This window comes from Dielma fastidiosa, assembly GCF_000313565.1.
GTDB lineage: Bacteria > Bacillota_I > Bacilli_A > Erysipelotrichales > Erysipelotrichaceae > Dielma > Dielma fastidiosa.
Genome location: NZ_HE578926.1, coordinates 110,193 through 130,196, shown reverse-complemented (window position 1 = coordinate 130,196; position 20,004 = coordinate 110,193). Strand labels below are relative to the sequence as shown.

Annotated in this window: 17 protein-coding genes; 16 read left to right on the top strand and 1 reads right to left on the bottom strand. The window is 43.2% G+C overall.

The window, feature by feature from the left end; genetic code table 11:
- Positions 1 to 62: 62 nt before the first annotated feature.
- Positions 63 to 1,631 carry an LCP family glycopolymer transferase gene (locus DAHG_RS08525; RefSeq protein ID WP_022937923.1) on the bottom strand — a complete coding sequence of 523 codons (1,569 nt, stop codon included), beginning with the start codon at positions 1,629 to 1,631 and terminating at the stop codon, positions 63 to 65.
- 198 nt (positions 1,632 to 1,829) lie between these two features.
- Between DAHG_RS08525 and DAHG_RS08520 the strand changes: the two genes are divergently transcribed.
- The 16 genes from DAHG_RS08520 (at position 1,830) to DAHG_RS08445 (ending at position 19,968) form a co-directional block, all read left to right on the top strand.
- Positions 1,830 to 4,013, top strand: a complete 2,184-nt coding sequence (locus tag DAHG_RS08520) for an ATP-dependent helicase (protein WP_022937922.1) — start codon at positions 1,830 to 1,832, stop codon at positions 4,011 to 4,013.
- A 14-nt stretch (positions 4,014 to 4,027) separates the two neighbouring features.
- Positions 4,028 to 6,022, top strand: coding sequence for an NAD-dependent DNA ligase LigA (gene ligA / locus DAHG_RS08515; RefSeq protein WP_022937921.1), 1,995 nt, complete (start codon positions 4,028 to 4,030; stop codon positions 6,020 to 6,022).
- The gene (locus tag DAHG_RS08510; RefSeq protein WP_022937920.1) at positions 6,009 to 7,190 is read left to right on the top strand and encodes a CamS family sex pheromone protein; all 1,182 of its coding nucleotides are present in this window, start codon (positions 6,009 to 6,011) and stop codon (positions 7,188 to 7,190) included. The genes ligA and DAHG_RS08510 overlap by 14 nt, the downstream gene beginning before the upstream one ends.
- A gap of 14 nt (positions 7,191 to 7,204) precedes the next feature.
- Positions 7,205 to 7,498, top strand: coding sequence for an Asp-tRNA(Asn)/Glu-tRNA(Gln) amidotransferase subunit GatC (gene gatC, locus DAHG_RS08505; protein WP_022937919.1), 294 nt, complete (start codon positions 7,205 to 7,207; stop codon positions 7,496 to 7,498).
- Positions 7,498 to 8,916 carry an amidase gene (locus DAHG_RS08500; RefSeq protein ID WP_022937918.1) on the top strand — a complete coding sequence of 473 codons (1,419 nt, stop codon included), beginning with the start codon at positions 7,498 to 7,500 and terminating at the stop codon, positions 8,914 to 8,916. Before gatC ends, DAHG_RS08500 begins: the two co-directional genes overlap by 1 nt.
- Positions 8,913 to 10,337 (top strand): Asp-tRNA(Asn)/Glu-tRNA(Gln) amidotransferase subunit GatB, encoded by a 1,425-nt coding sequence (gatB, locus tag DAHG_RS08495; protein ID WP_022937917.1) that lies wholly within the window; start codon positions 8,913 to 8,915, stop codon positions 10,335 to 10,337. Before DAHG_RS08500 ends, gatB begins: the two co-directional genes overlap by 4 nt.
- A 47-nt stretch (positions 10,338 to 10,384) precedes the next feature.
- Positions 10,385 to 11,296, top strand: a complete 912-nt coding sequence (locus DAHG_RS20545) for a hypothetical protein (protein ID WP_022937916.1) — start codon at positions 10,385 to 10,387, stop codon at positions 11,294 to 11,296.
- A gap of 79 nt (positions 11,297 to 11,375) precedes the next feature.
- On the top strand, positions 11,376 to 12,299 hold the full coding sequence (gene yhfZ, locus DAHG_RS08485) for a GntR family transcriptional regulator YhfZ (protein ID WP_022937915.1): 924 nt from the start codon (positions 11,376 to 11,378) through the stop codon (positions 12,297 to 12,299).
- Positions 12,300 to 12,526: 227 nt separating this feature from the next.
- Positions 12,527 to 12,868, top strand: coding sequence for a PRD domain-containing protein (locus DAHG_RS20540; protein ID WP_022937914.1), 342 nt, complete (start codon positions 12,527 to 12,529; stop codon positions 12,866 to 12,868).
- Between the two features lie 18 nt (positions 12,869 to 12,886).
- Complete coding sequence (locus DAHG_RS08475; protein ID WP_022937913.1) at positions 12,887 to 13,255, top strand: DUF2620 domain-containing protein; 369 nt, start codon at positions 12,887 to 12,889, stop codon at positions 13,253 to 13,255.
- 3 nt (positions 13,256 to 13,258) lie between these two features.
- Positions 13,259 to 14,566 carry a YhfT family protein gene (locus tag DAHG_RS08470; protein WP_022937912.1) on the top strand — a complete coding sequence of 436 codons (1,308 nt, stop codon included), beginning with the start codon at positions 13,259 to 13,261 and terminating at the stop codon, positions 14,564 to 14,566.
- A 69-nt stretch (positions 14,567 to 14,635) separates the two neighbouring features.
- Positions 14,636 to 15,514: a phosphotriesterase family protein gene (locus DAHG_RS08465; RefSeq protein ID WP_022937911.1), complete on the top strand. Its 879-nt coding sequence runs from the start codon at positions 14,636 to 14,638 to the stop codon at positions 15,512 to 15,514.
- On the top strand, positions 15,511 to 16,506 hold the full coding sequence (locus tag DAHG_RS08460; RefSeq protein ID WP_110370599.1) for an amidase family protein: 996 nt from the start codon (positions 15,511 to 15,513) through the stop codon (positions 16,504 to 16,506). The genes DAHG_RS08465 and DAHG_RS08460 overlap by 4 nt, the downstream gene beginning before the upstream one ends.
- The gene (locus tag DAHG_RS08455) at positions 16,503 to 17,606 is read left to right on the top strand and encodes an aminotransferase class V-fold PLP-dependent enzyme (RefSeq protein ID WP_235696036.1); all 1,104 of its coding nucleotides are present in this window, start codon (positions 16,503 to 16,505) and stop codon (positions 17,604 to 17,606) included. The genes DAHG_RS08460 and DAHG_RS08455 overlap by 4 nt, the downstream gene beginning before the upstream one ends.
- Entirely contained in the window at positions 17,597 to 18,754 is a 1,158-nt protein-coding gene (locus DAHG_RS08450; protein ID WP_022937908.1) for a YhfX family PLP-dependent enzyme, read from the top strand. Before DAHG_RS08455 ends, DAHG_RS08450 begins: the two co-directional genes overlap by 10 nt.
- On the top strand, positions 18,751 to 19,968 hold the full coding sequence (locus tag DAHG_RS08445; protein WP_022937907.1) for a phosphopentomutase: 1,218 nt from the start codon (positions 18,751 to 18,753) through the stop codon (positions 19,966 to 19,968). Before DAHG_RS08450 ends, DAHG_RS08445 begins: the two co-directional genes overlap by 4 nt.
- Positions 19,969 to 20,004: the final 36 nt, after the last annotated feature.

The following is a 20,004-nucleotide window of genomic DNA, read 5'->3' as shown; positions in this document are numbered from 1 at the left end:
TTCAATAACTTCAAAACTTCCTTTTATATGCTTACCACTATTCTGTCAATGCCTATGAATTACTATTCATAATTTTCTGCCCAAACTAAATTTGGATTTGACGGCATCTGCTTCACATAACGATTCAAATCGTTCAAATCAAACTTTAAGTCATTAAGCTCCACCGGATCATGCATTGCCTGATAGCGCTCATACACCTTTACGACATCACTGTAACTGAGAATCATTACATCCTGATACAGATCAGGAACACTTGCCGTTGGCATCAGCTGAGAGATGCCGTTTGTCAGTCCGATTGAATCAAATGTCCAGTCACCAATATTATTCATCTCCGCGGATACAAAGTTGGTAATAGCTGAATAAGGCATATTCGTTACCATATACTGCGGAATAATGCTCAGCACATCAGGGATGCGGCTGAAGCCAACCGGTGTCATCATTCGCTTAACAATAGCCTTAATGATATCCTGCTGTACTTGATTGCGGGTCAGCTCATTCGCATAGCTGGCACGATGTCTTGCCAGTGCCAAAGCCGCTGGCCCATAGATGAAACGCTCTCCCTCTTCAAGACAAATCTGATCATCCCATAAATAAGAACGCTCAGCATTTTGTTCACAGAAGGTAACCGGCACATTCACCGTAATACCGTCCACAGTATTAACAATTTCTATCAGTGATGAGAAGCTCACCTTTACATAATAATCAATCGGGAAACCAAACAACTCCTCGGCGGCTGCTATCGTGGTATCAATACTGTATAGTCCGGTATGTGTCAGTTTATCCAGCTGATCATTTTTGGCAGGATTCGGTACATAGGCATCCCGCGGTATTGAAATCATCGTAACATGATTCGCCACCGGGTCAACAAGCATCAGGATATTTACATCACTGCGCAGCTGCTGATGCGGATCGCCTAATTCATCCATGCCGGAGAGATAGACCGCAAATGGTTCATCAGGCAGCTTTGCATTAACTTCTGCCGGTGTCAGCTCAATCTCTCTAGTAAATGTTTCGATTACCTTATAAGAACCAGCAAACCCTTCAACTGAATCAGCCATCATTTTTATGTATGCGTCATTAATTAAGATTGCGTCATCATAGCCCAGCAGGAAATCATTAATCATCACCGAGTAATCAACATACTCATACTTGCCGTATTCAATGCGCTGATCAATCTTGCCAAGCGCAAATTCAGTTAAATCTTTATCCGTCCCTGTCTGCAGGCCAATAGTCTTGCCATTGAAATCTTCAATTGAATTACCTTCGTTATCAGCCAATGTCAGCAGTGATATTTTGTCAATGCGCGTCTGTGTCTCATTCGTTATAGTTTTAAGCGTATTGGTCAGCGTTCCGGCATAATGATTGCCAACCAGCATGACAGCTATCAGCAGAACCTGAACTACTCTTTTTACTGTGGTAACACCGCGTCCAAGCTTCATAATCATTAATACAGTAAACATTGCCAATAAGACGAATAAGAGGGCAATAATTAATACCAGCCATTTAAAATTCAGCATATTCAAATTAATCAGTGTATAAATAAATAAAATCATAACACTGACTTGGATCAGTAATAGAATCAGATCAGGAATCCTTGTCCTTTTCCTTCTTGGTCTTTTTTCCGCCTTCATAAAAACCTCCAATTATTTCATGTATCATTATACCCTAAGCAAATAAAGATTAACAGCAGTTTCAGAAAATTGAAAGAAACATTAAACAGCCATTATATATGTGAGATATTTAAAATATATAGAAAAGGAATCTTTTCTATGTAATTCACTAAAAAAGTAGACAGGTTTTTTGGTATAATGATACGCAGAGGTGATCGCATGTCTTATTTAGATAGTTTAAATCCGAGTCAATATGACGCGGTAACATACACAGATGGCCATATCCGGATCATTGCCGGTGCGGGTTCAGGAAAAACCAGAGTTATAACTACACGTATCGCTTATTTAATTGAATCGTTAGGGATTGCGCCTTATCGTATTTTAGCGATAACGTTTACGAATAAAGCGGCTAATGAAATGAAAGAGCGTGTTTATTCCATCCTTGGTGATGATGCATCAGGGATGTTTGTTTCAACGATACACTCCTTTTGTGTTCGTTTATTGAGAGAAGATATACATAAAATGGGCGATGGATATCCGCGCAATTTCACAATCGTAGACAGCGATGATCAGAAAAGTATTCTTAAGGAAGCTTACAAGATGTACGGCATTGAGGTAAAGAGCTACAGCTATGCGAATGTACTCTCTTATATTTCTGCATGCAAGGGTGAAGAAATTTCCCCGGAAGCAGCTATGAGCATTGCCAATGAGTTTACGAGTGAGAAAATTAAAGCTCAGGTTTATGATTATTATGAAAAACGTCTGGAGCATATGAAGGCGCTTGACTTTGATGATTTATTGCTGTTTACCAATCGGCTTTTAAAGAAGGATCAAGAGGTGCGGGTTAAGTGGCAGCGCCGTTTTGATTATATTCATGTCGATGAGTTTCAGGATGTTGATAAGATTCAGTACAGCATTATCCGCTATCTGGTATCAGATAAATGCAATCTTTGTGTGGTTGGCGATCCCGATCAGACGATTTACACATGGCGCGGCGCGGATGTGAATATCATCATGAATTTTGAGAAAGATTTTGCGCCTGTTCATACCGTGATGCTGAATGAGAATTACCGCTCATGCCCGTCGATTCTTAAGGGTGCCAACAGCGTTATTAAAAATAATAAGAATCGTATTGATAAGGATTTGTATACATCAAGGCAGGAGGATAATAAAATTATTCATTATTCTGCTTTTGAAGAAGCGCTTGAACCAGCCTGGGTCTGCCAGCAGATCAATAAGTGCATTCAAAGCGGTGCGGCTTATCGTGACATCGCGGTGCTTTACCGCAGCAATTATCTGTCGCGTTCTTTAGAAAAACAGCTGCTTGAAGCAAGGATTCCTTACCGTATCTATGGCGGTGTACGATTCTATGACCGTGCGGAAATCAAGGATGCACTCTCTTATTTAAGAATGCTGATTCATGATAACGCGGCCATTGATCTGGCATTAAAACGTATTATCAATGTGCCTAAGCGCAGTATCGGCAATAAGACGGTAGAGACGATTGAAGATTATTCGCGCAGTGAGAATATGAATATGTATGAAGTGATCAAGAATCATGATGTAGCCCGCGGCAAAGCGCAGACAGCGCTGAATGATTTTATTAAGCTGATTGAGAAATATCGCAATTTAGTAAATTCAATGTCTATTTCGATGCTGCTTGAGGGTTTAATGGATGAATGCGGCTATATGCAGATGCTTGAGGATGATAAGGAAACTGAGCGAATTGAGAACGTTAAGGAATTAATTAATGATATCGAGGATTTTGAAACCGCCAATCCTGATGGTACGCTGGATGAATATCTCCAGCAGATTGCTTTGTATACCGATAAGGAACAGGAAAATAACGGTCAGTTTGTGCAGCTGATGACAATTCATGCGGCAAAGGGACTGGAATTTGATATTGTGTTTGTTTACAGTATGTGTGATGGTATTTTCCCAAGTGAGAAAGCTATCAGTGAAGGCGGAAGAACGGCGCTTGAGGAAGAACGGCGCTTGGCTTATGTGGCTTTCACCAGAGCGCGTAAGCAGCTGTTTATATCTGATGCGCAGGGGTATAGTTATGTTATGGACCGCATTAAACTGCCATCGCGTTTTATCAAAGAGATTGATCCGGATACGATTGAACATTTTGGTGTACAGGATGCGACTCAGCATACAGCTTCCCGGCAGGAAGAGCTGCCTTCCGGTCAAGCTGCCAAAGCGCTCACCTATGTGGATGAAGAAGGTCATGCGCCGGTAAAAACATCGGGCCGCATCCGTAAAGGTGATTTAGTGGTACATACTAGTTTTGGGGAGGGTGTCGTGCTTGATACATCCCAGGGTGTCTGGAAAATTGCTTTCAATAATAAATTCGGCATCCGCAAGATCATGGCGAATCATCCTTCAATCACTAAAAAATAAAGAGAGGTATCGGTATGAGCATAGAGAGAATTAATGAATTGCGGGATATTTTACGCAGACTGTCCCGTGAATATTATGAACTGGATGCGCCTAGTGTCAGTGATCAGGAATATGATCGTTATATGCAGGAGCTGATTGAATTAGAAAATCAGTATCCAGAGGCATATGATCCTGAATCACCGACTCAAAAGGTTGGCGGCAAGGTATTGGAAGGCTTTAATAAGGTAGCTCATAAGGAAGTGATGCTTTCTTTAGGCAATGCTTATAATTTTGAGGATCTGCAGGCTTTTGATGAGCGGGTGCGCAATGAAGTCGGCAATGTGGAATATGTTGTGGAATGCAAGATCGATGGTTTGGCGATGAGCTTGATTTATGATGAAGGTAAGCTGCAGATGGCGGTTACCCGCGGTGATGGTACAGTGGGTGAAGATGTGACAAATAATGTGTTAACGATTCGATCAATTCCAAGAACTATTGATTTTAAAGGGCCGATGGAGCTGCGCGGTGAGGTGTATATGCCCAAGGCCAGCTTTGAGCATCTGAATGCGATTCGCCGTGAACGCGGTGAGGATGAATTTGCGAATCCGCGTAATGCGGCTGCCGGCTCAATCCGTCAGCTTGATTCCAGAATCGCGGCCAGCCGTAAGCTTGACGCTTTCTGGTATACTTATGTCAATGCGGAAAATGATGGCATGACGACGCATGAACAATGCTTAGAGCGCTTTGCGCAATTGGGTTTTCACTGCAATGAGGAACGCCGCGTGTGTAAAACAATTCAGGATGCCTGGGACTATATTCAGGAAATGACAGAAAAGCGCAATGATCTGGCTTTTGATATTGACGGCATGGTGCTGAAGGTAAATTCACTCGCTGATCAGCGCCGTTTGGGGGCTACCATTAAAACACCTAAATGGGCGATTGCTTATAAATTCCCGGCTGAAGAAGTTATTACCAAGCTGCATGATATTATGATTACCGTAGGCCGTACCGGTAAAATCACCCCTAATGCGGTACTGGAACCGGTAAGAGTTGCGGGTACCAGTGTGTCAGCGGCAACCCTGCATAATGAAGATATGATTAACGCCAAGGATGTGCGGGTAAATGATTTTGTGGTAATCCGCAAGGCCGGCGACATTATTCCAGAGGTGGTCAGAGCGCTGCCTGAACGCCGTGAGGCTGATTCAAAGCCTTATGTATTCCCGACTATCTGTCCGATCTGCGGTTCTAAATTAATCCGTTTTGAAGATGAAGCGAATCATTACTGCATCAATCAGGACTGTCCGGCCAGAGTTGTGGAAAGCATCATTCACTTCGCTTCCCGTGATGCGATGGATATTGATACGCTGGGTGATAAAAAGGTTGAATTTTTACATAACCATGGCTGGCTGAATACGGTTGAAGATATTTATAAGCTGAAAAATCACCGTGAGGATCTTCTGCAATGTGAAGGCTATAAAGAAAAATCAGTAGATAAGCTGTTAAATGCGATTGAAGACAGTAAACAGAATCCTTTGGAGGATTTGATCTTTGGTTTAGGAATCCGTCAGGTCGGTAAAAAGGCGGCGAAAATTTTGGCGCAGCAATTTCAGACGATGGATAAGCTAATGCTCGCGGAAAAAGAAACGCTGACTAAGATTCATGATATCGGTGAAATAACCGCTGATGCGATACTGGCTTTCTTTGCGGAAGAAAAGAATCAGCAGCTGATTGAAGCATTAAAGCATGAAGGGCTTCGTATGGACAGTGATCAAATTGAAAAAGTGGAGAGCTATTTCACGAATAAAACGGTTGTCCTGACGGGTTCCTTAGAAAGAATGACAAGAGATGAAGCGAAAGACCTGCTTGAAAAATACGGCGCCAATGTTTCCGGCAGCGTTTCCAAAAAAACCGATCTGGTTATTTATGGCGAAAACGCTGGCAGTAAGCTGCAAAAAGCATTACAATTAAACATAGAAACAATGGATGAAGTCTCATTTATAAGCGAGGTGAACCGCTATGAAACTACATAAAACGGCAGTGCTGCTGCTTTGTGCCGCGCTTTTTGGCAGTGCATGTACGAAGCAGGAGATCGACGATCAGGATCAAATCACTGAGATTAAACCGGTAATCAGCGGTGAATATGGTTATGTTTTGGATTATGAAGCCAGTGACACAAGAATTGTGCATAACAGCTATCGCTCCTCAAAATATGATCCGCTGTCGATGGGCTATCTTGCCCAGCAGCTGGCCAAGAAATATTTTGATCCGGGTGAGTATTTGGTGAAGGAGGGTCAGATTGTCAGTGCGTTAGAGCTTGAACGCTATGAAACTGACGGCTCGGCACGCGGACTTTTGAAGTTTAAATCAACCGAAAACACCGAAGGCTTGAATCCGGAAAAAGGAATTGCTATTTCCAATGGTTTTGGTACCAATATGTATAATCCGATTCTGATTTCAGATCTATATGAAATTGATTTTATGAAGCAGGAAAACGGTCAGTATGATTATGCCGGTTTTACCTTTGTGATTGTATTAAACAGTTATGTGTCTTATCGTGAGGCAGAATTGAATGATGACGGCAGTGTGAAAACAGATGAGAATGGTGAGACGCTTTTAAAAGGCGGCAGTCAGACCACTCAGGTATCGAAGGAACAGCTTTATACATACGGCAGTGTAGAGGCGGGGCAGCGTTTGGTTAATTATCTGCGCAACAATCACCCGGAAGTCGGCAGTCTGCCGATTCATGTAGTGCTCTATATGGCACCGGCGGCTGATTCAAAAACGCCGGGAGTGGTAATCGGAGAGTCTTATGTGACTGACCGTTCATCATCCTATACGCCGATCAATCAGGAATGGATTTACTTTCCAAGTGATGATGCCAACGCGATCAACGGGGTAATTGCTTCTCAGTTTAATCAGATGAAGCAGTCATTGTTTCAGCATTTCCCAACGGATGTCGGCTTGTTTGGCATGGGGCTGTTTGAGGACAGCGCGTTAAGCAAGCTTGAATTAAGTGTGAATATGCAGGCTAAAACTTACGTTGAAACGCAAAGTCTGATTCAATATGTGGTACAATTATGTTCGTTATTTACCGATACGAATTATTCTATTCAGGTGGATATCAAATCGGATGATGAAACAGTTGCTCTTTTATCGAGGCAGAAGGGGAGCAGCAATATCGATATTATGCTGAATTAACAGGAGGAAGATCGATGGAGAAATTTGAAAAAGGAATGCTGAAAAAACTGGCTAATGATGTCATGTTTGATTTAAATGATCAGGAAATCAGCGAATTGCAGGAAGAGTTTGAGATTTATGTGCGGCAGATGGATTTGTTAAACCGCATAGATACGGAAAATGTAGAGGAAATGGTATATCCGTTTGAAACACCTACAACATTTATCCGTGATGATGAGCATGAGTATGCATTAAGCGCGGCAGATGCGCTGGCGAATGCTCCGCGGGTGGCAGCGAATCATATTGTAGTGCCAAAGGTGGTGAAATAATGAAGCTGAATGATTTAGGAAAGAATGTTGAAGCAAACGTAGAATGCGTGCTGGCTAAGGCTCACGCGAGTCAGGATAAGCTGAATGCGGTTGTTACTTTTGTCGATTGTGAAAAGCAGATTGAAGAAGTTAAAAAGCTGGATCAGAATTTACCGCTTTATGGTGTACCGGTGGCGGTTAAGGATAATATTTCCACAAAGGGTATCCGTACCACTGCTTCTTCAAGAATTTTAGATAACTATGTACCGGTTTTTGATGCCCATGTCATTGCGAAGCTGAAAGCGGCCGGGGCCGTTGTTGCTGTGAAAACAAGCATGGATGAGCTGGGTATGGGTGGAACCAATCTGAATGCCTATACCGGTAAGGTGAATAATCCATATGACTTTGAACGTATTTCAGGCGGTTCCAGCGGCGGCAGTGCGGCATTGACAGCAGCGGGTGTTGTTGCGTTAGCACTGGGAACCGATACCGGTGACTCGATTCGTAAACCGGCAGCCTATTGTGGGGTTGTTGGCTTTAAACCAACTTATGGACGCATTTCCCGCTATGGTGTCATTCCATATGCTTCTTCTTTAGACCATGTCGGCTGTTTCACAACCTGTGTTAAAGATGCGGCTGCCGCTTTAGAAGTGCTGGCGGGCAGAGATGATCGGGATATGACTTCTTCCTATGAACCAGTTGGACATTATGCTGAAGCGTTAAACAGTGATTTAAAAGGAAAACGTATTGCGGTGCTTGCCAATGTGATGGATTCCATCAAGGATGAGGCTATCTTAAAAAACTTTGACGTTTTATGTGAAAAGCTTAAAGCCCGCGGCGCGATCGTAGAAAAGGTTAAAATGAATGATGAGCTTTTAGAAACCCTGCTGCCGGTATATTTGATTATCGCGAATGCGGAGGCATGTGCAAACCATTCTAACCTTGATGGTGTGCGTTTTGGTATGCGTGAAGAGGGAGCTAATCTGGAAGAAATCATGATCAATTCCAGAACTAAGGGCTTCTCATCCGCAGTGCGTAAGCGTTTTGTTTTAGGCAGCTGGTCGCTGTTTGTAGAAAACCAGGAAAAATTGTTCAGAAAGGCCCAAAAAGTACGCCGTGTGATCGTTAATGCTTATGCGGATGTATTAAAGGATTATGATGTGGTTTTGGCTAGTGCTGCCAGCACAACAGCACCGAAACCGGATGAATCGAATGATGAAAAGATGTCAGATACTTATTTGGTTGCTGAAAACCATATGGTGCTGGGCAATCTGTCCGGATATCCAAGTATTACAGTGCCGTGCGGTTTTGTGGAAGGTCTGCCAATCGGTGTGAATTTAACAGCTAAGGCATTTGATGAACAGAATTTATTGAATATCGCAAAAGCAATTGAAGAAGAAACAGGATTAGAAGGAAAGACTGTGGAGGTAAACGCATGAACTTTGAAACCATCATCGGGATTGAAATCCACTGTGAATTAAAAACCAATACCAAGATGTTCTCCGCCGGACCGGTACGCTTTGGCGCGGCGCCGAATACTTGTACCAATGAAATTGATCTGGGTATGCCGGGTACGCTGCCATGTTTAAATATGCACGCGGTAGAATTAGCAATCCGCGCTTGCAGCGGCGCTCACTGTACGATTGATCCATTGATTAAATTTGATCGTAAGAATTACTATTATTCTGATTTGCCAAAGGGCTTCCAGATTACTCAGCAGTTCCACCCAATCGGCAGCAATGGTTATCTAACCATCGATACAGAAGCCGGTAAGAAAAAGATCCGCATTAACCGCATTCATATGGAAGAGGATACGGCGAAGCAGTTCCATACTGCTAATGGTACGATGATCGACTTCAACCGTGCCGGTACGCCGCTTGTGGAAATTGTTTCAGAACCGGATATCCGCAGTGGTAAGGAAGCGGCTGCCTATGTGGAACAGCTGCGCAATATGCTTTATTATTTGGGTGTATCAGATTGTAAGATGGAAGAGGGCAGCATGCGCTGTGACGTAAATATTTCCCTGCGCCCTTATGGCTATGACGGCTATGGCACAAAAACGGAAATCAAGAATCTGAATTCATTAAGCAACGTACAGAAAGCAGTGGATGAAGAAATCCAGCGGCAAAGTAAAATCTATCTTGAAGGCGGTACGGTGATTCAGGAAACCCGCCGTTTTGATGAAGCAAGCAAAACGACCATTTCGATGCGTAAAAAGGAAGGCAATGTCGATTATAAATTCTTCCCAGAGCCTAATATTTTCCCGATTCAGCTTGATGAGGCATGGATTAAGAGTATTCAGGAGAACTTGAATGAGGTGCCTGAACAGCGCAAAGAGCGTTATATGAATCAATATGGCTTGAGTGATTATGACGCCGTTACCTTGACTGCTACGAAGGAATTATCTGATTTCTATGATGAGGTAATCATGCATACTAATGAGTATAAGCTTGCCAGCAACTGGGTGACTACTGAGATGGTAGCTTATCTGAATAAGGAAGGCATCAGCTTTGAAGAAAATAAGCTGCAGCCAGAACATCTTGCAGTAATGATTGATATGATCATTAAGGGTGAGATTTCCGGCAAGCAGGCTAAGGTTGTCTTTGAGGAAATGATGCAGGGTAAAGATCCAAAAGCGGTTGCGGAAGCGAAGGGTATGAAGCAGATGAGTGATCCGTCTGCAATTCTGGCATTGATTACTGCCGCTATTGAAGCCAATCCGCAGTCAGTGACAGACTTTAAAAATGGTAAAGATAAGGCAGTCGGCTTTTTAGTTGGTCAGGTTATGAAGGCCAGCAAGGGAACTGCTAATCCGGCTATGACCAATAAGATGGTTCAGGAAGAGCTTAAGAAAAGATAGCCAAACAGCATAATTTGAAGTACAATAGTACGTGAAGGAGTGAGTTGATGGCTAAAAAAACATCGAATCCCGTTAAGCTGAAAAAGCCGCACGTTATCTTGTGGCTGGGCATTATCATTGTATTGGTACCATGTATCATCCTTGGTGTCGTGCTGATGAACTCATTAGAAAACAGCCGTGAACCAGTGGTTGCGGATCGTTTTAAGAATGAGCTGAATCCGGCAATTACCGAAACTGATCTTGCCAGTATCAGAAGTAATTTGAATTATGACAATATCGATAATTTGGAAGTAAATCTGATCAGCGCAACGCTTAGAGTGATGATTAATACCAGTGATGATATGGCAGAGGGAGATCTTCTTTGGATCTTAAACGATGCTGCTGATAAAATAGCTGCGGTACTGCCGATAGAAACCTATTTCACAAACAGTGCTGCAACCAAGATGTATGATCTTGAAATTCATGTGTATAACACAACCAAGGGCAGTGAAGCATTGCCGCAGATTTATTATGTGAAAACAAAGAATGCGGCTAATGAGGATTGGGTCATTGATAATTATACCGTGGCCAAAAATCCAGAATTGGCAAAATCAATTCTTGATCCTAATATTACAGATACCGATATTGAAAATGTGAAGGCTGCATTAAGCTATGACAATGTCGATAGTGTTCGGGTCAGTGTTATAGACAATCTTCTGCGGGTCAGCATTGACGCTAATGATAACATTGGCGAAGATGATTTGCTTTGGCTTTTAAATGATGCCGCTGAAAAGGTTGTTTCAGTATTGCCGATCGAAACATATTTCTCAGATGCGGAAGATGCTAAGAATATGAATCTTGAGGTTCATGTTTATAATATAGCAGAGGGATCGGATGATCTGCCGCAGATCTATTATGTAAAGGCAAAGATGGCTGATGCCGCGGACTGGTCGGTTGTTAATCAAGCTGACAGCAATTAATAAGTGAAACCTGGAGTGATCCGGGTTTTTCTTGCCAATTGCTGATTAAATTTAATTATAAGAGGAAGCAGGTGAGGGGATGGATTACCATCAGAAATTATTGAGTAAAAACGGTCTTTCAACAATGACATTAGCGAAGGAGTTTTTATTTTGGCAGCTTGGGGAGAAGATACCAACCGTTTCTGATCTAAAAGAGAAAGTAGGACTTGCACGGGGGACAATTCAAAATTCAATTAAATTCCTTCAGGAAAACGGCGCGATCAAGCTTGAATCTAAGGGACATCTGGGAACCTTTCTGATCGCGAAGAACACGGCGATCTTACTGGCCTTTGCCGGCATTACATCGATTGTCGGAGTTATGCCGCTGCCGTATTCAAAACGCTATGAGGGATTTGCGACGGGTTTGATTGTGGCGATGGAAAACCAGTATAATTTACCGGCATCCATGGCCTATATGCGGGGAGCGACCAACCGTATCGCGATGCTGCTTGCGGATCGGTATGATTTTGCGATTATATCCCGTTATGCGGCGAATAATATTATGAAGAAGAATGATTCCGTACAGATTGTGAAAGCGTTTGGCCGACATTCTTATTTGTCGGAGCATGTGATTGTATTTCATGATGCCAAATGCAAGGCAATTGAAAATGGCATGAAAATTGGTATCGATAATGATTCTATTGACCAAAAGGTATTGACCGAGCATGCATGTGAAGGCAGGCAGGTGGAGTTTGTCCAGGTGGAATATAACCAAATCCTTGAGAAAATTATCAGCGGTGAGCTTGATGCGGCGATTTGGAACGAAGATGAAATTACTGATAAGCATCTGCATATCAATTATGTTTCGCTGCCATCCGATAACATTGATGATACGGAAGCTGTTATGGTAGTGAATGCACGGCGGCGTGAAATGGCTGGCTTGCTGAGTGAGTTGATTGATGTACAGATCGTACTGGATAATCAGAAGCTGGTACTGGAAGGAAAGATCACACCAAGCTATTAAATTTTGAAATCTAACTAAAGGTAACGGTATTACGTTGCCTTTTACTTTATTAGCATACAGTTATTAATGTGAATACTTGCGAATAATAGGGTTGACATTCATCGGGAATCAGTCTATAATTTATTTGTACAAAAAAATGTATATTGGAATTATAAATATTGATTTGCATCATGCAAATCTTATTCATTCAATCAATATACAAAAAAATGTATATTAGAGGAGGAGTTATGCTGAAGGAGCGTATATCAATTTTAGAAAATGCAGGAGTTATCTCAGCGGAAGTTGCAGAGTTTGTGAACCAAGTCATCGATGAGGATCTGGTGGCATTCATGGATAAAGAAAGTATTCTTGAAATGTTTACGACTCACTTGGCAATGGCTGCCCAACGGATATGCACAGGTCAGGAAGTAGAAACATTAGATGAGAGCATCTGGAATGAGGTAGTGAATAGTTCGGGTATTCATCAGGCAGAAAAGCTTTATGAAACATTGATGGAAAAGTCGCCTTGTACTTTCCCGGAAGGTGAGAAACGTTTTCTGCTGATGCATCTATGCAATCTATATCAATAAGAAAGGAGGATTTGCGGGATGGTGAGAATCGTAGTTGGCGGTCAGATCAATAAGCAGGAGATTCATGACTTTCTTCAAAAAAATTATGAAGGTATTGAATTAGCTGTTAAGAATGATCTGGACGCAGTAAATGCTTTAAAGATGGGGAAGTTTGATTATTATGTAGGTGCCTGTAATACGGGCGGCGGCGGTGCGTTGGCAATGGCAATTGCTTTATTGGGACAGAATCAATGCAAGACGATTTCTATGCCGGGCAAGGTTTTCCCTGATGAGGAAATCATCGCGGCAGTGAAAGAGGGCAAAAAGGCATTTGGCTTTACAGCCCAGCATGCTGAACAGGTGCTGCCAGTATTAATGAAGGCTATTCTAGAAAAAATGGAGGACTAGAAAATGAAGTACATTATCATCGCGGCAATTGGTGCGTTGGCATCAATTCTGGCGAACAAGGGGATTGCGGTGTTTAATGATGGTTTCAGACCCATCGTTCCGCAGTATTTTGATGGTCAGATTTCACGTAAAGAACTGGCTACCATGAGTTTCGCAATTAGCTTTGGTTTAGTTATCGGTTTTGGTATTCCAACCTCAATTGCGGCTACAATTATATTAATTCACTGTTTGCTTCTGACTACGGATATCATTGGTACATGGTGTCCTGATAATAATAAGGGTACAATCATGGCTGGTGTAATCGGCGCTCTGTATGGTTTGCTGATTCTGGTCGGACTTGATTTTGTCGTAACAGCATTTAGTTATCTGCCATATAATTTCCTTGATGCATTAGGCAGCGTTTCTAAATATGTAACAGTTGCGTTTGCCATTTTCCCAGCTCTCGCGGTTGCTTATCAGCATGGCTTTAAAAAAGGCGCGATTACGGCAGGTATTGTGGTTGCCGTTTATTTCCTGATTAAAAAGTTTGGTGTTATTACACTTGGTGAAGGTGTTAGTATCGCGTTAAATGGCGAGGGTATGGCAATGCTCGCAGGTACGATTGCGATGCTGGCTTTCGCGGCTTCTGTAAAGGGAGAAGCAGGTACGGCCAATACGGATCTGGTAAATGTGTTCTCAGAAAAAGTAGCTAAAATCAGAAAGAATTGGTTCTTGCTTGCTATCATGGGCGGCTTGCTGGCTTGCGGTACAAGTATGGCAATGATTGCCGGTGACCCAATTTCATTAGCTTTAGTAAGCAATGGCGCAATTTCTGAAGCAGCTATGGCTGCGGCGGCACGGGCTATTGGTTTCATTCCTTTGGTATTCACAACAGCAATCGTTACTGGTGTTTATGGACCGGCAGGCTGTACATTTGTCTTCGTTATGGGTCTGTTATTCTTTAATAATCCATTAGTTGCAATGATTGCCGGTGCGGCGGTTATGATTATTGAATTATTGCTGATCAATGTTTTCGCAAAAGGCATGGATAAGTTCCCAGGTGTAAAAGACATGGGTGAGCATATCCGTACTTCAATGAATAAAGTCTTAGAGGTTGCCTTACTTGTTGGTGCTGTCGCATCAGCTGAAGCTATGTCTGCGGCAGTTGGGTTAAGCGGTATCGGTGCATTATTTGTAATCGGCTGTCTGCTGCTGAACCGTGTTTCCAAGAAACCGATTGTTGAACTTGCCGTTGGACCGGTTGCTTGTATTCTCTATGGTATTTTGATTAACCTGCTGGTTGTTATTCAATTAGTAACACTGGCAGCTTAAATTTCATGAAAATGGCGGGTAAAGTGACAATCACTTGCTCGTCATTTATTTTAAGAAAGGATAAGAATAATGAAATTAAACGATGGCTATACGATGATGCATGAGCATATGCATATTGATTTATCCGGTGTGAAAAAAGATCAGGATTGCTGTCTTGACTGTTTTGATGAAATCTGTGCTGAATTGAAACAGCTTTATGCTTATGGGGTACGCAATATTTGGGAAGTTACTAATGTTGGCATGGGCCGTGATGTAGATACGATTTTAAAACTGGAAAAGGCATCAGGCATCCATTTTATGATCTCTACCGGCTGCTATAAGGATCCTTTTATTCCAGAGGCGATGAATCGGCTGACAGCAGAAGAGCTGGCTGATTTCATGATTAAAGAGATCATGGAAGGCATTGATGGAAGTACAGTTAAAGCAGATGCCATCGGTGAGATAGGAACAAGTAAAAATGAATGGACAGCGAATGAACGCAAGTTGTTTGAAGCGGCATTAATCGCCCATAAGGAAACACATAAACCCATTTATACCCATACTACATTGGCTACGCTGGCAAAAGATCAGGCATTATATTTAGTTGATCATGGCGCAGATCCAAATAAGGTTGTAATTGGGCATGTTGATTTAAGCGGTGATCTTGATATGATCCGTTCCGTTATAGCATGCGGGGTTACAGTTGGCTTTGACACAATTGGCAAAAATAATTATCTCCCAGATGAAAAAAGAATTGAATTCCTGCTTGCGTTAGAAAAAGACGGCTTGCTGAATCAGGTGGTGCTGTCGGAGGATCTGACCCGCAAATCCCATCTGAAATATAAAGGCGGCATCGGTTATTGCTACTTGTTTGAAAGCTTTATTCCAAAGCTGCTTGAAGCTGGTTTATCACAGGCATCACTGGATCAGATGCTGATTCATAATCCGCAAAGGATTTTTGGAGAATGATGATGCCTGATGTTGAAGAACGTCATGCGTTAGCTGAATTAAATCCTTATCATTCGGTGGAACAGTGTTTTGAAGTGCATCATAATGAACTCTTGGTGGGTATTAAAAATGTTGAACAGATTCCCGCTTCTTTATTAAAGCGTCTGCAGAGCAAGGATCGTTATGCGCTGCATACATTAGATGCTCATGCATTGGGCGGCCGGGCGGTTGATCTTCAATTGATTAATCCAATCAGCGGCCGGTGGATGAGCGGCAGTTCAAGCGGTACAGCCATCAATGTGCTCACTTATATTAATGATGTGGGAATTGGGACTGATGGCGGCGGTTCTGTGCTGGCTCCGGCTATGTCAGTGAATTTGTTTGGTTTTATTTCCCCCTTGATTGAGGCGGAAAGTATGAAACAATACACGAAGCAATCAACGGATGGTATATCATTTACCCCTTCTATCGGTTTCATGACCCGAGATTATGAGATGATGATCAAGGTTGTAAAGGATGCTTATCCATTGCCTGAGGCAGAAACGCAAAGCGATATTTTAATCAGCGATAGGGATTCACAGAACTATCCATTTGCGGTTAGATCCTGTTCCTTTCCTGATCTTGGCGGCAGCCGCTTGGATTTGATTGATTTTTTGAATAGCGTGCTGCCAACATGCGATTGTTTGATTTCCTACGAAGGTCCTATTGATTTGGAGGGGTTTGGCGATACGTTATTCGGTCATTTTGATAAACGGTCGCAGGCTATTCAAAAGGCGGCCTCAAAAGGGCTGATCCGGGTTGTCAATATGGTAAATGCTACAGCGCTGTGCGTACCTTCTTCGGCATTGGGCTGTGGGTTTGTATTAATTTGTGAAAGTAAAGAAACAAAGATTGCGGGAATGCTGGCACTGGCAGGTCAGCTGGCGGGGGAACCAGATGTGATGGTACACCGCTATTTCCAAAATCTATCAATGTATTTTTCAAAAGGTTATCTCAGCGAGGAGGAAAGATGATGAAAACATATCCGCTGCACTCCATTTCTTTGGAGGAAGCTAAACAAAAGCAATTTGCTTTGGTTGATGAAATATGCCGTGAATTTGAAGGCGCAGAATTTTTGAATCTGGGTGATTTAGGTGTTGTTCAGCCAGGTAATAAGCCATCCTATGCGGGAAAAGCTGAACGGGTGCTGGCACGTTTTTTCCATGCGGAGAAAGCAATCCTGGTAACCGGCGCCGGTACTGGTGCGATTCGCTGGGGCTTAACCGCGATGCTGAAGCCTAACAGCCGTGTGCTGGTACATAAAGCACCGGTTTATCCAACCACGCTGACTTCTTTAAATGGTTTGAATGCGACCTTGATAGAGGCTGATTTTAATGATTTAGAGGATATTCGCAAAGTGATGCAGGAACAGGATGTCGATGGAGCCATTGTGCAGTACACAAGGCAGAAGCCTGACGACAGCTATGAAATGCAGGCGGTCATTGATACGATTAAAGCGTGCAAGGATATTCCAATTATTACTGATGATAATTACGCGGCGATGAAGGTCAGCAAAATCGGTGTTGAATTAGGGGCGGATTTAAGTGCCTTCTCAGCATTCAAACTGCTGGGTCCGGAAGGTGTCGGCATCCTGCTTGGCAAGGCTGAACTCATTGATGAGGTAGAACGCAATAATTATTCCGGCGGCAGTAAGGTACAGGGCTGGCAGGCGATGGAGCTGCTGAGAATGCTTGTCTATGCTCCGGTAGCTCTGGCGATTCAGGCAGAGGAAAATGAACGAATCGTACATGCATTAAATGATGGCAGAATCCCGGAAATTAAAGATGCCTTCTTGGCAAATGCCCAATCAAAGGTACTTTTGGTTGAATTTAGGGAAGATATTGCGGAAGCTGTACTGGAAGAAGCGCAAAAACTGGGTGCGGCGCCAAATCCGGTAGGTGCTGAATCTAAATATGAAGTGGTACCGATGTTTTATCGGGTATCGGGAACTTTCCTTAAAAACGATCCGACATTGAAAAAACGAATGATTCGTATCAATCCAATGCGCGGCGGCAGTGAGACTATTCTGCGGATTTTAAAGGAAAGTATAAGGAAGGTGAAAGAATGTTCTTAAGCTCTACGTTAAGAAGAAACCGTGAACTTATCGAGGCATCGTTTCAGCTTCATCAGCAGGGACTTATTTTGCCGGATACGTATGTGGTAGATCTTGATACATTAAAAAAGAATGCGAAACAGATGCTGGCGGCTGCAAATCAGCAGCATATCGCTTTGTACTTTATGCTGAAACAGCTGGGCCGTAATCCTTTGATTGCGAAGACGCTTGTTGAATTAGGGTTTGAAGGAGCTGTGGTGGTAGACTTTAAAGAAGCCAAGGTGATGATTGATCATCAGATACCAATCGCCAATGTCGGTCATCTGGTTCAGGCACCGAAAGCGATGCTTAAAGCATTAGTAGCCTATGGCTGTCATTATTTCACTATATTTTCTGTGGAAAAGGCACGGGAAATTAATGAATGTGCGAAAGCGCTTGGTATCAGGCAAAAGGTTTTGCTGAAAGTTGTCGGTCCAAGGGATATGATTTACAGCGGCCAGACAGCGGGCTTTCGCTTAGATGTTTTGCCGGCGGTTATTGAGGAATTAAAAAAACTTGAAGCGATTGAAATTGCCGGTGTGACTTCGTTCCCATGCTTTCTTTATGATGAAGAAAAGGATACGATTGCACCGACACCGAATATGGAATCATTGCTGAAGGCACAGGAAATGCTGGCAGAACATGGCATCGAGATTGAAAATGTGAATGCGCCGTCAGCGACTTGTACCTTTACCTTGAATGAAATGAAGGGCTATCCGGTAAACAGCGGTGAACCAGGGCATGGTTTGAGTGGAACAACGCCGCTTCATGCGCATAAGGAATGTGTGGAGATTCCCTGCGTGACTTATGTCAGTGAGATATCGCATAATTTTGATGAGCGTTCCTATTGTTATGGCGGTGGTTTTTATCGCCGTTCTCATGTTGCGAATGCATTGGTTGGTCAGTCCGCGGATCATGCAAGGCTGTACCATGTAGAACCGCCGAGTCTGGAAAGTATTGACTATTATTTTGAATTGGATCAGCCTTGTACGGTGAGTGATACGGTGGTCATGGCTTTCCGTTTTCAGATTTTTGTGACGCGCAGCAATGTAGCGGTTGTTGAAGGCATCCATACAGGCGAGATGAAGCTGCTTGGAATTTACAACAGCTTGGGAGATGAAATAAAATGAATCAGCGATTTGTAGTCATTGTACTGGATGGTTTTGGCATCGGCGCGATGAGCGATGCGGCAACGGCACGGCCCGGCGATGAAAGCAGCTCTACATTAGGCAGTATTTTGAATGATTATCCGGATTTAAAGCTGCCGGCATTGGAACGGCTGGGATTGATGAATGCGTTTGGCAAGACAAGCAAAAATATGCATTTCAGCAAGGAAGCTAATTTTGGAAAATGTGAGTTGATGCATTTTGGCGCTGATACGTTTATGGGACATCAGGAAATTATGGGCACTTTGCCAAAGGTTCCAAAGGTACAGCCTTTTCAGGATAAGGTGGATGAGGTTGCTGAGCATTTGCTTTCCTTGGGTCATAAGGTTGATGTTATCAGCCGCGGCAAGCTGCGTTATCTGTTAGTGGATGATGCGTGTACGGTGGCGGATAATATTGATGCAGATTTTGGCATGGCGTATAATTGTACGGCGCCGCTGGATGTCATGCCGTTTGAAAAAGAGCTGGAGCTGGCCCGGCAGGTCAGAGAGGTAGTAACGGTCAACCGGGTGATTCCTTTTGGCGGTACAGGTAATACGATTAAGGATATTCTGGCTGCCGAGGAGACGCGTGAGGATCGTTTTATCGGGATTCATGCCGTGAAGTCAAAGTCATATGAACAAGGTTATATGTGCCGCCATCTTGGTTATGGTGTGGATAAGAGCGTTCAGGCACCGACGATTTTGAGTGAGGCGGGGATTGAAGTAACGCTGCTTGGTAAGGTGGCAGACATTGTCGCAAATGATGATGGCAAGTCGATTTCCTGTGTGGATACTGGTGAAGTGCTGGATCTGACGCTGGATGCCGTGAAGTCTATGAAGCATGGTTTTATTTGTACCAATGTGCAGGAGACCGATCTTGCCGGTCACAGTCAGGATGCTAAGTGGTATATGGAATTGCTGAAGCTGGCGGATGCGAAGATTGCTCAAATCATTGAACTGCTGAATGATGAGGATGTGCTGGTCGTGATGGCAGATCATGGCAACGATCCGGATATCGGTCATAATAAGCATACGCGTGAAAATGTGCCGCTGTTGGTATGGCATGGGCAGGTGCATGGCGTTGAGTTAGGCTTGCGGAAGTCATTGTCGGATGTGGGTGCGAGCGTCTGCGATTTCTTTGGAGTGGCGGCGCCGCAGAATGGCAGCTCGTTTATGGGATTGCTGAAGCAGAAATAATAGGTTCGAAAAATTGGGGCTTTTTTGTGGAGGAAT

Excerpts from the sequence above, each read along its gene's own strand:
- DAHG_RS20540 (WP_022937914.1), top strand. The coding sequence starts at position 12,527 with ATGCTGAAGGAGCGTATATCAATTTTAGAAAATGCAGGAGTTATCTCA.
- DAHG_RS08525 (WP_022937923.1), bottom strand. The coding sequence starts at position 1,631 with ATGAAGGCGGAAAAAAGACCAAGAAGGAAAAGGACAAGGATTCCTGAT.
- DAHG_RS08455 (WP_235696036.1), top strand. The coding sequence starts at position 16,503 with ATGATGAAAACATATCCGCTGCACTCCATTTCTTTGGAGGAAGCTAAA.
- DAHG_RS08520 (WP_022937922.1), top strand. The coding sequence starts at position 1,830 with ATGTCTTATTTAGATAGTTTAAATCCGAGTCAATATGACGCGGTAACA.
- ligA (WP_022937921.1), top strand. The coding sequence starts at position 4,028 with ATGAGCATAGAGAGAATTAATGAATTGCGGGATATTTTACGCAGACTG.
- DAHG_RS08475 (WP_022937913.1), top strand. The coding sequence starts at position 12,887 with ATGGTGAGAATCGTAGTTGGCGGTCAGATCAATAAGCAGGAGATTCAT.
- gatB (WP_022937917.1), top strand. The coding sequence starts at position 8,913 with ATGAACTTTGAAACCATCATCGGGATTGAAATCCACTGTGAATTAAAA.
- DAHG_RS08460 (WP_110370599.1), top strand. The coding sequence starts at position 15,511 with ATGATGATGCCTGATGTTGAAGAACGTCATGCGTTAGCTGAATTAAAT.
- DAHG_RS08450 (WP_022937908.1), top strand. The coding sequence starts at position 17,597 with ATGTTCTTAAGCTCTACGTTAAGAAGAAACCGTGAACTTATCGAGGCA.
- DAHG_RS08470 (WP_022937912.1), top strand. The coding sequence starts at position 13,259 with ATGAAGTACATTATCATCGCGGCAATTGGTGCGTTGGCATCAATTCTG.
- DAHG_RS08465 (WP_022937911.1), top strand. The coding sequence starts at position 14,636 with ATGAAATTAAACGATGGCTATACGATGATGCATGAGCATATGCATATT.
- DAHG_RS08445 (WP_022937907.1), top strand. The coding sequence starts at position 18,751 with ATGAATCAGCGATTTGTAGTCATTGTACTGGATGGTTTTGGCATCGGC.
- gatC (WP_022937919.1), top strand. The coding sequence starts at position 7,205 with ATGGAGAAATTTGAAAAAGGAATGCTGAAAAAACTGGCTAATGATGTC.
- DAHG_RS20545 (WP_022937916.1), top strand. The coding sequence starts at position 10,385 with ATGGCTAAAAAAACATCGAATCCCGTTAAGCTGAAAAAGCCGCACGTT.
- yhfZ (WP_022937915.1), top strand. The coding sequence starts at position 11,376 with ATGGATTACCATCAGAAATTATTGAGTAAAAACGGTCTTTCAACAATG.
- DAHG_RS08510 (WP_022937920.1), top strand. The coding sequence starts at position 6,009 with ATGAAACTACATAAAACGGCAGTGCTGCTGCTTTGTGCCGCGCTTTTT.
- DAHG_RS08500 (WP_022937918.1), top strand. The coding sequence starts at position 7,498 with ATGAAGCTGAATGATTTAGGAAAGAATGTTGAAGCAAACGTAGAATGC.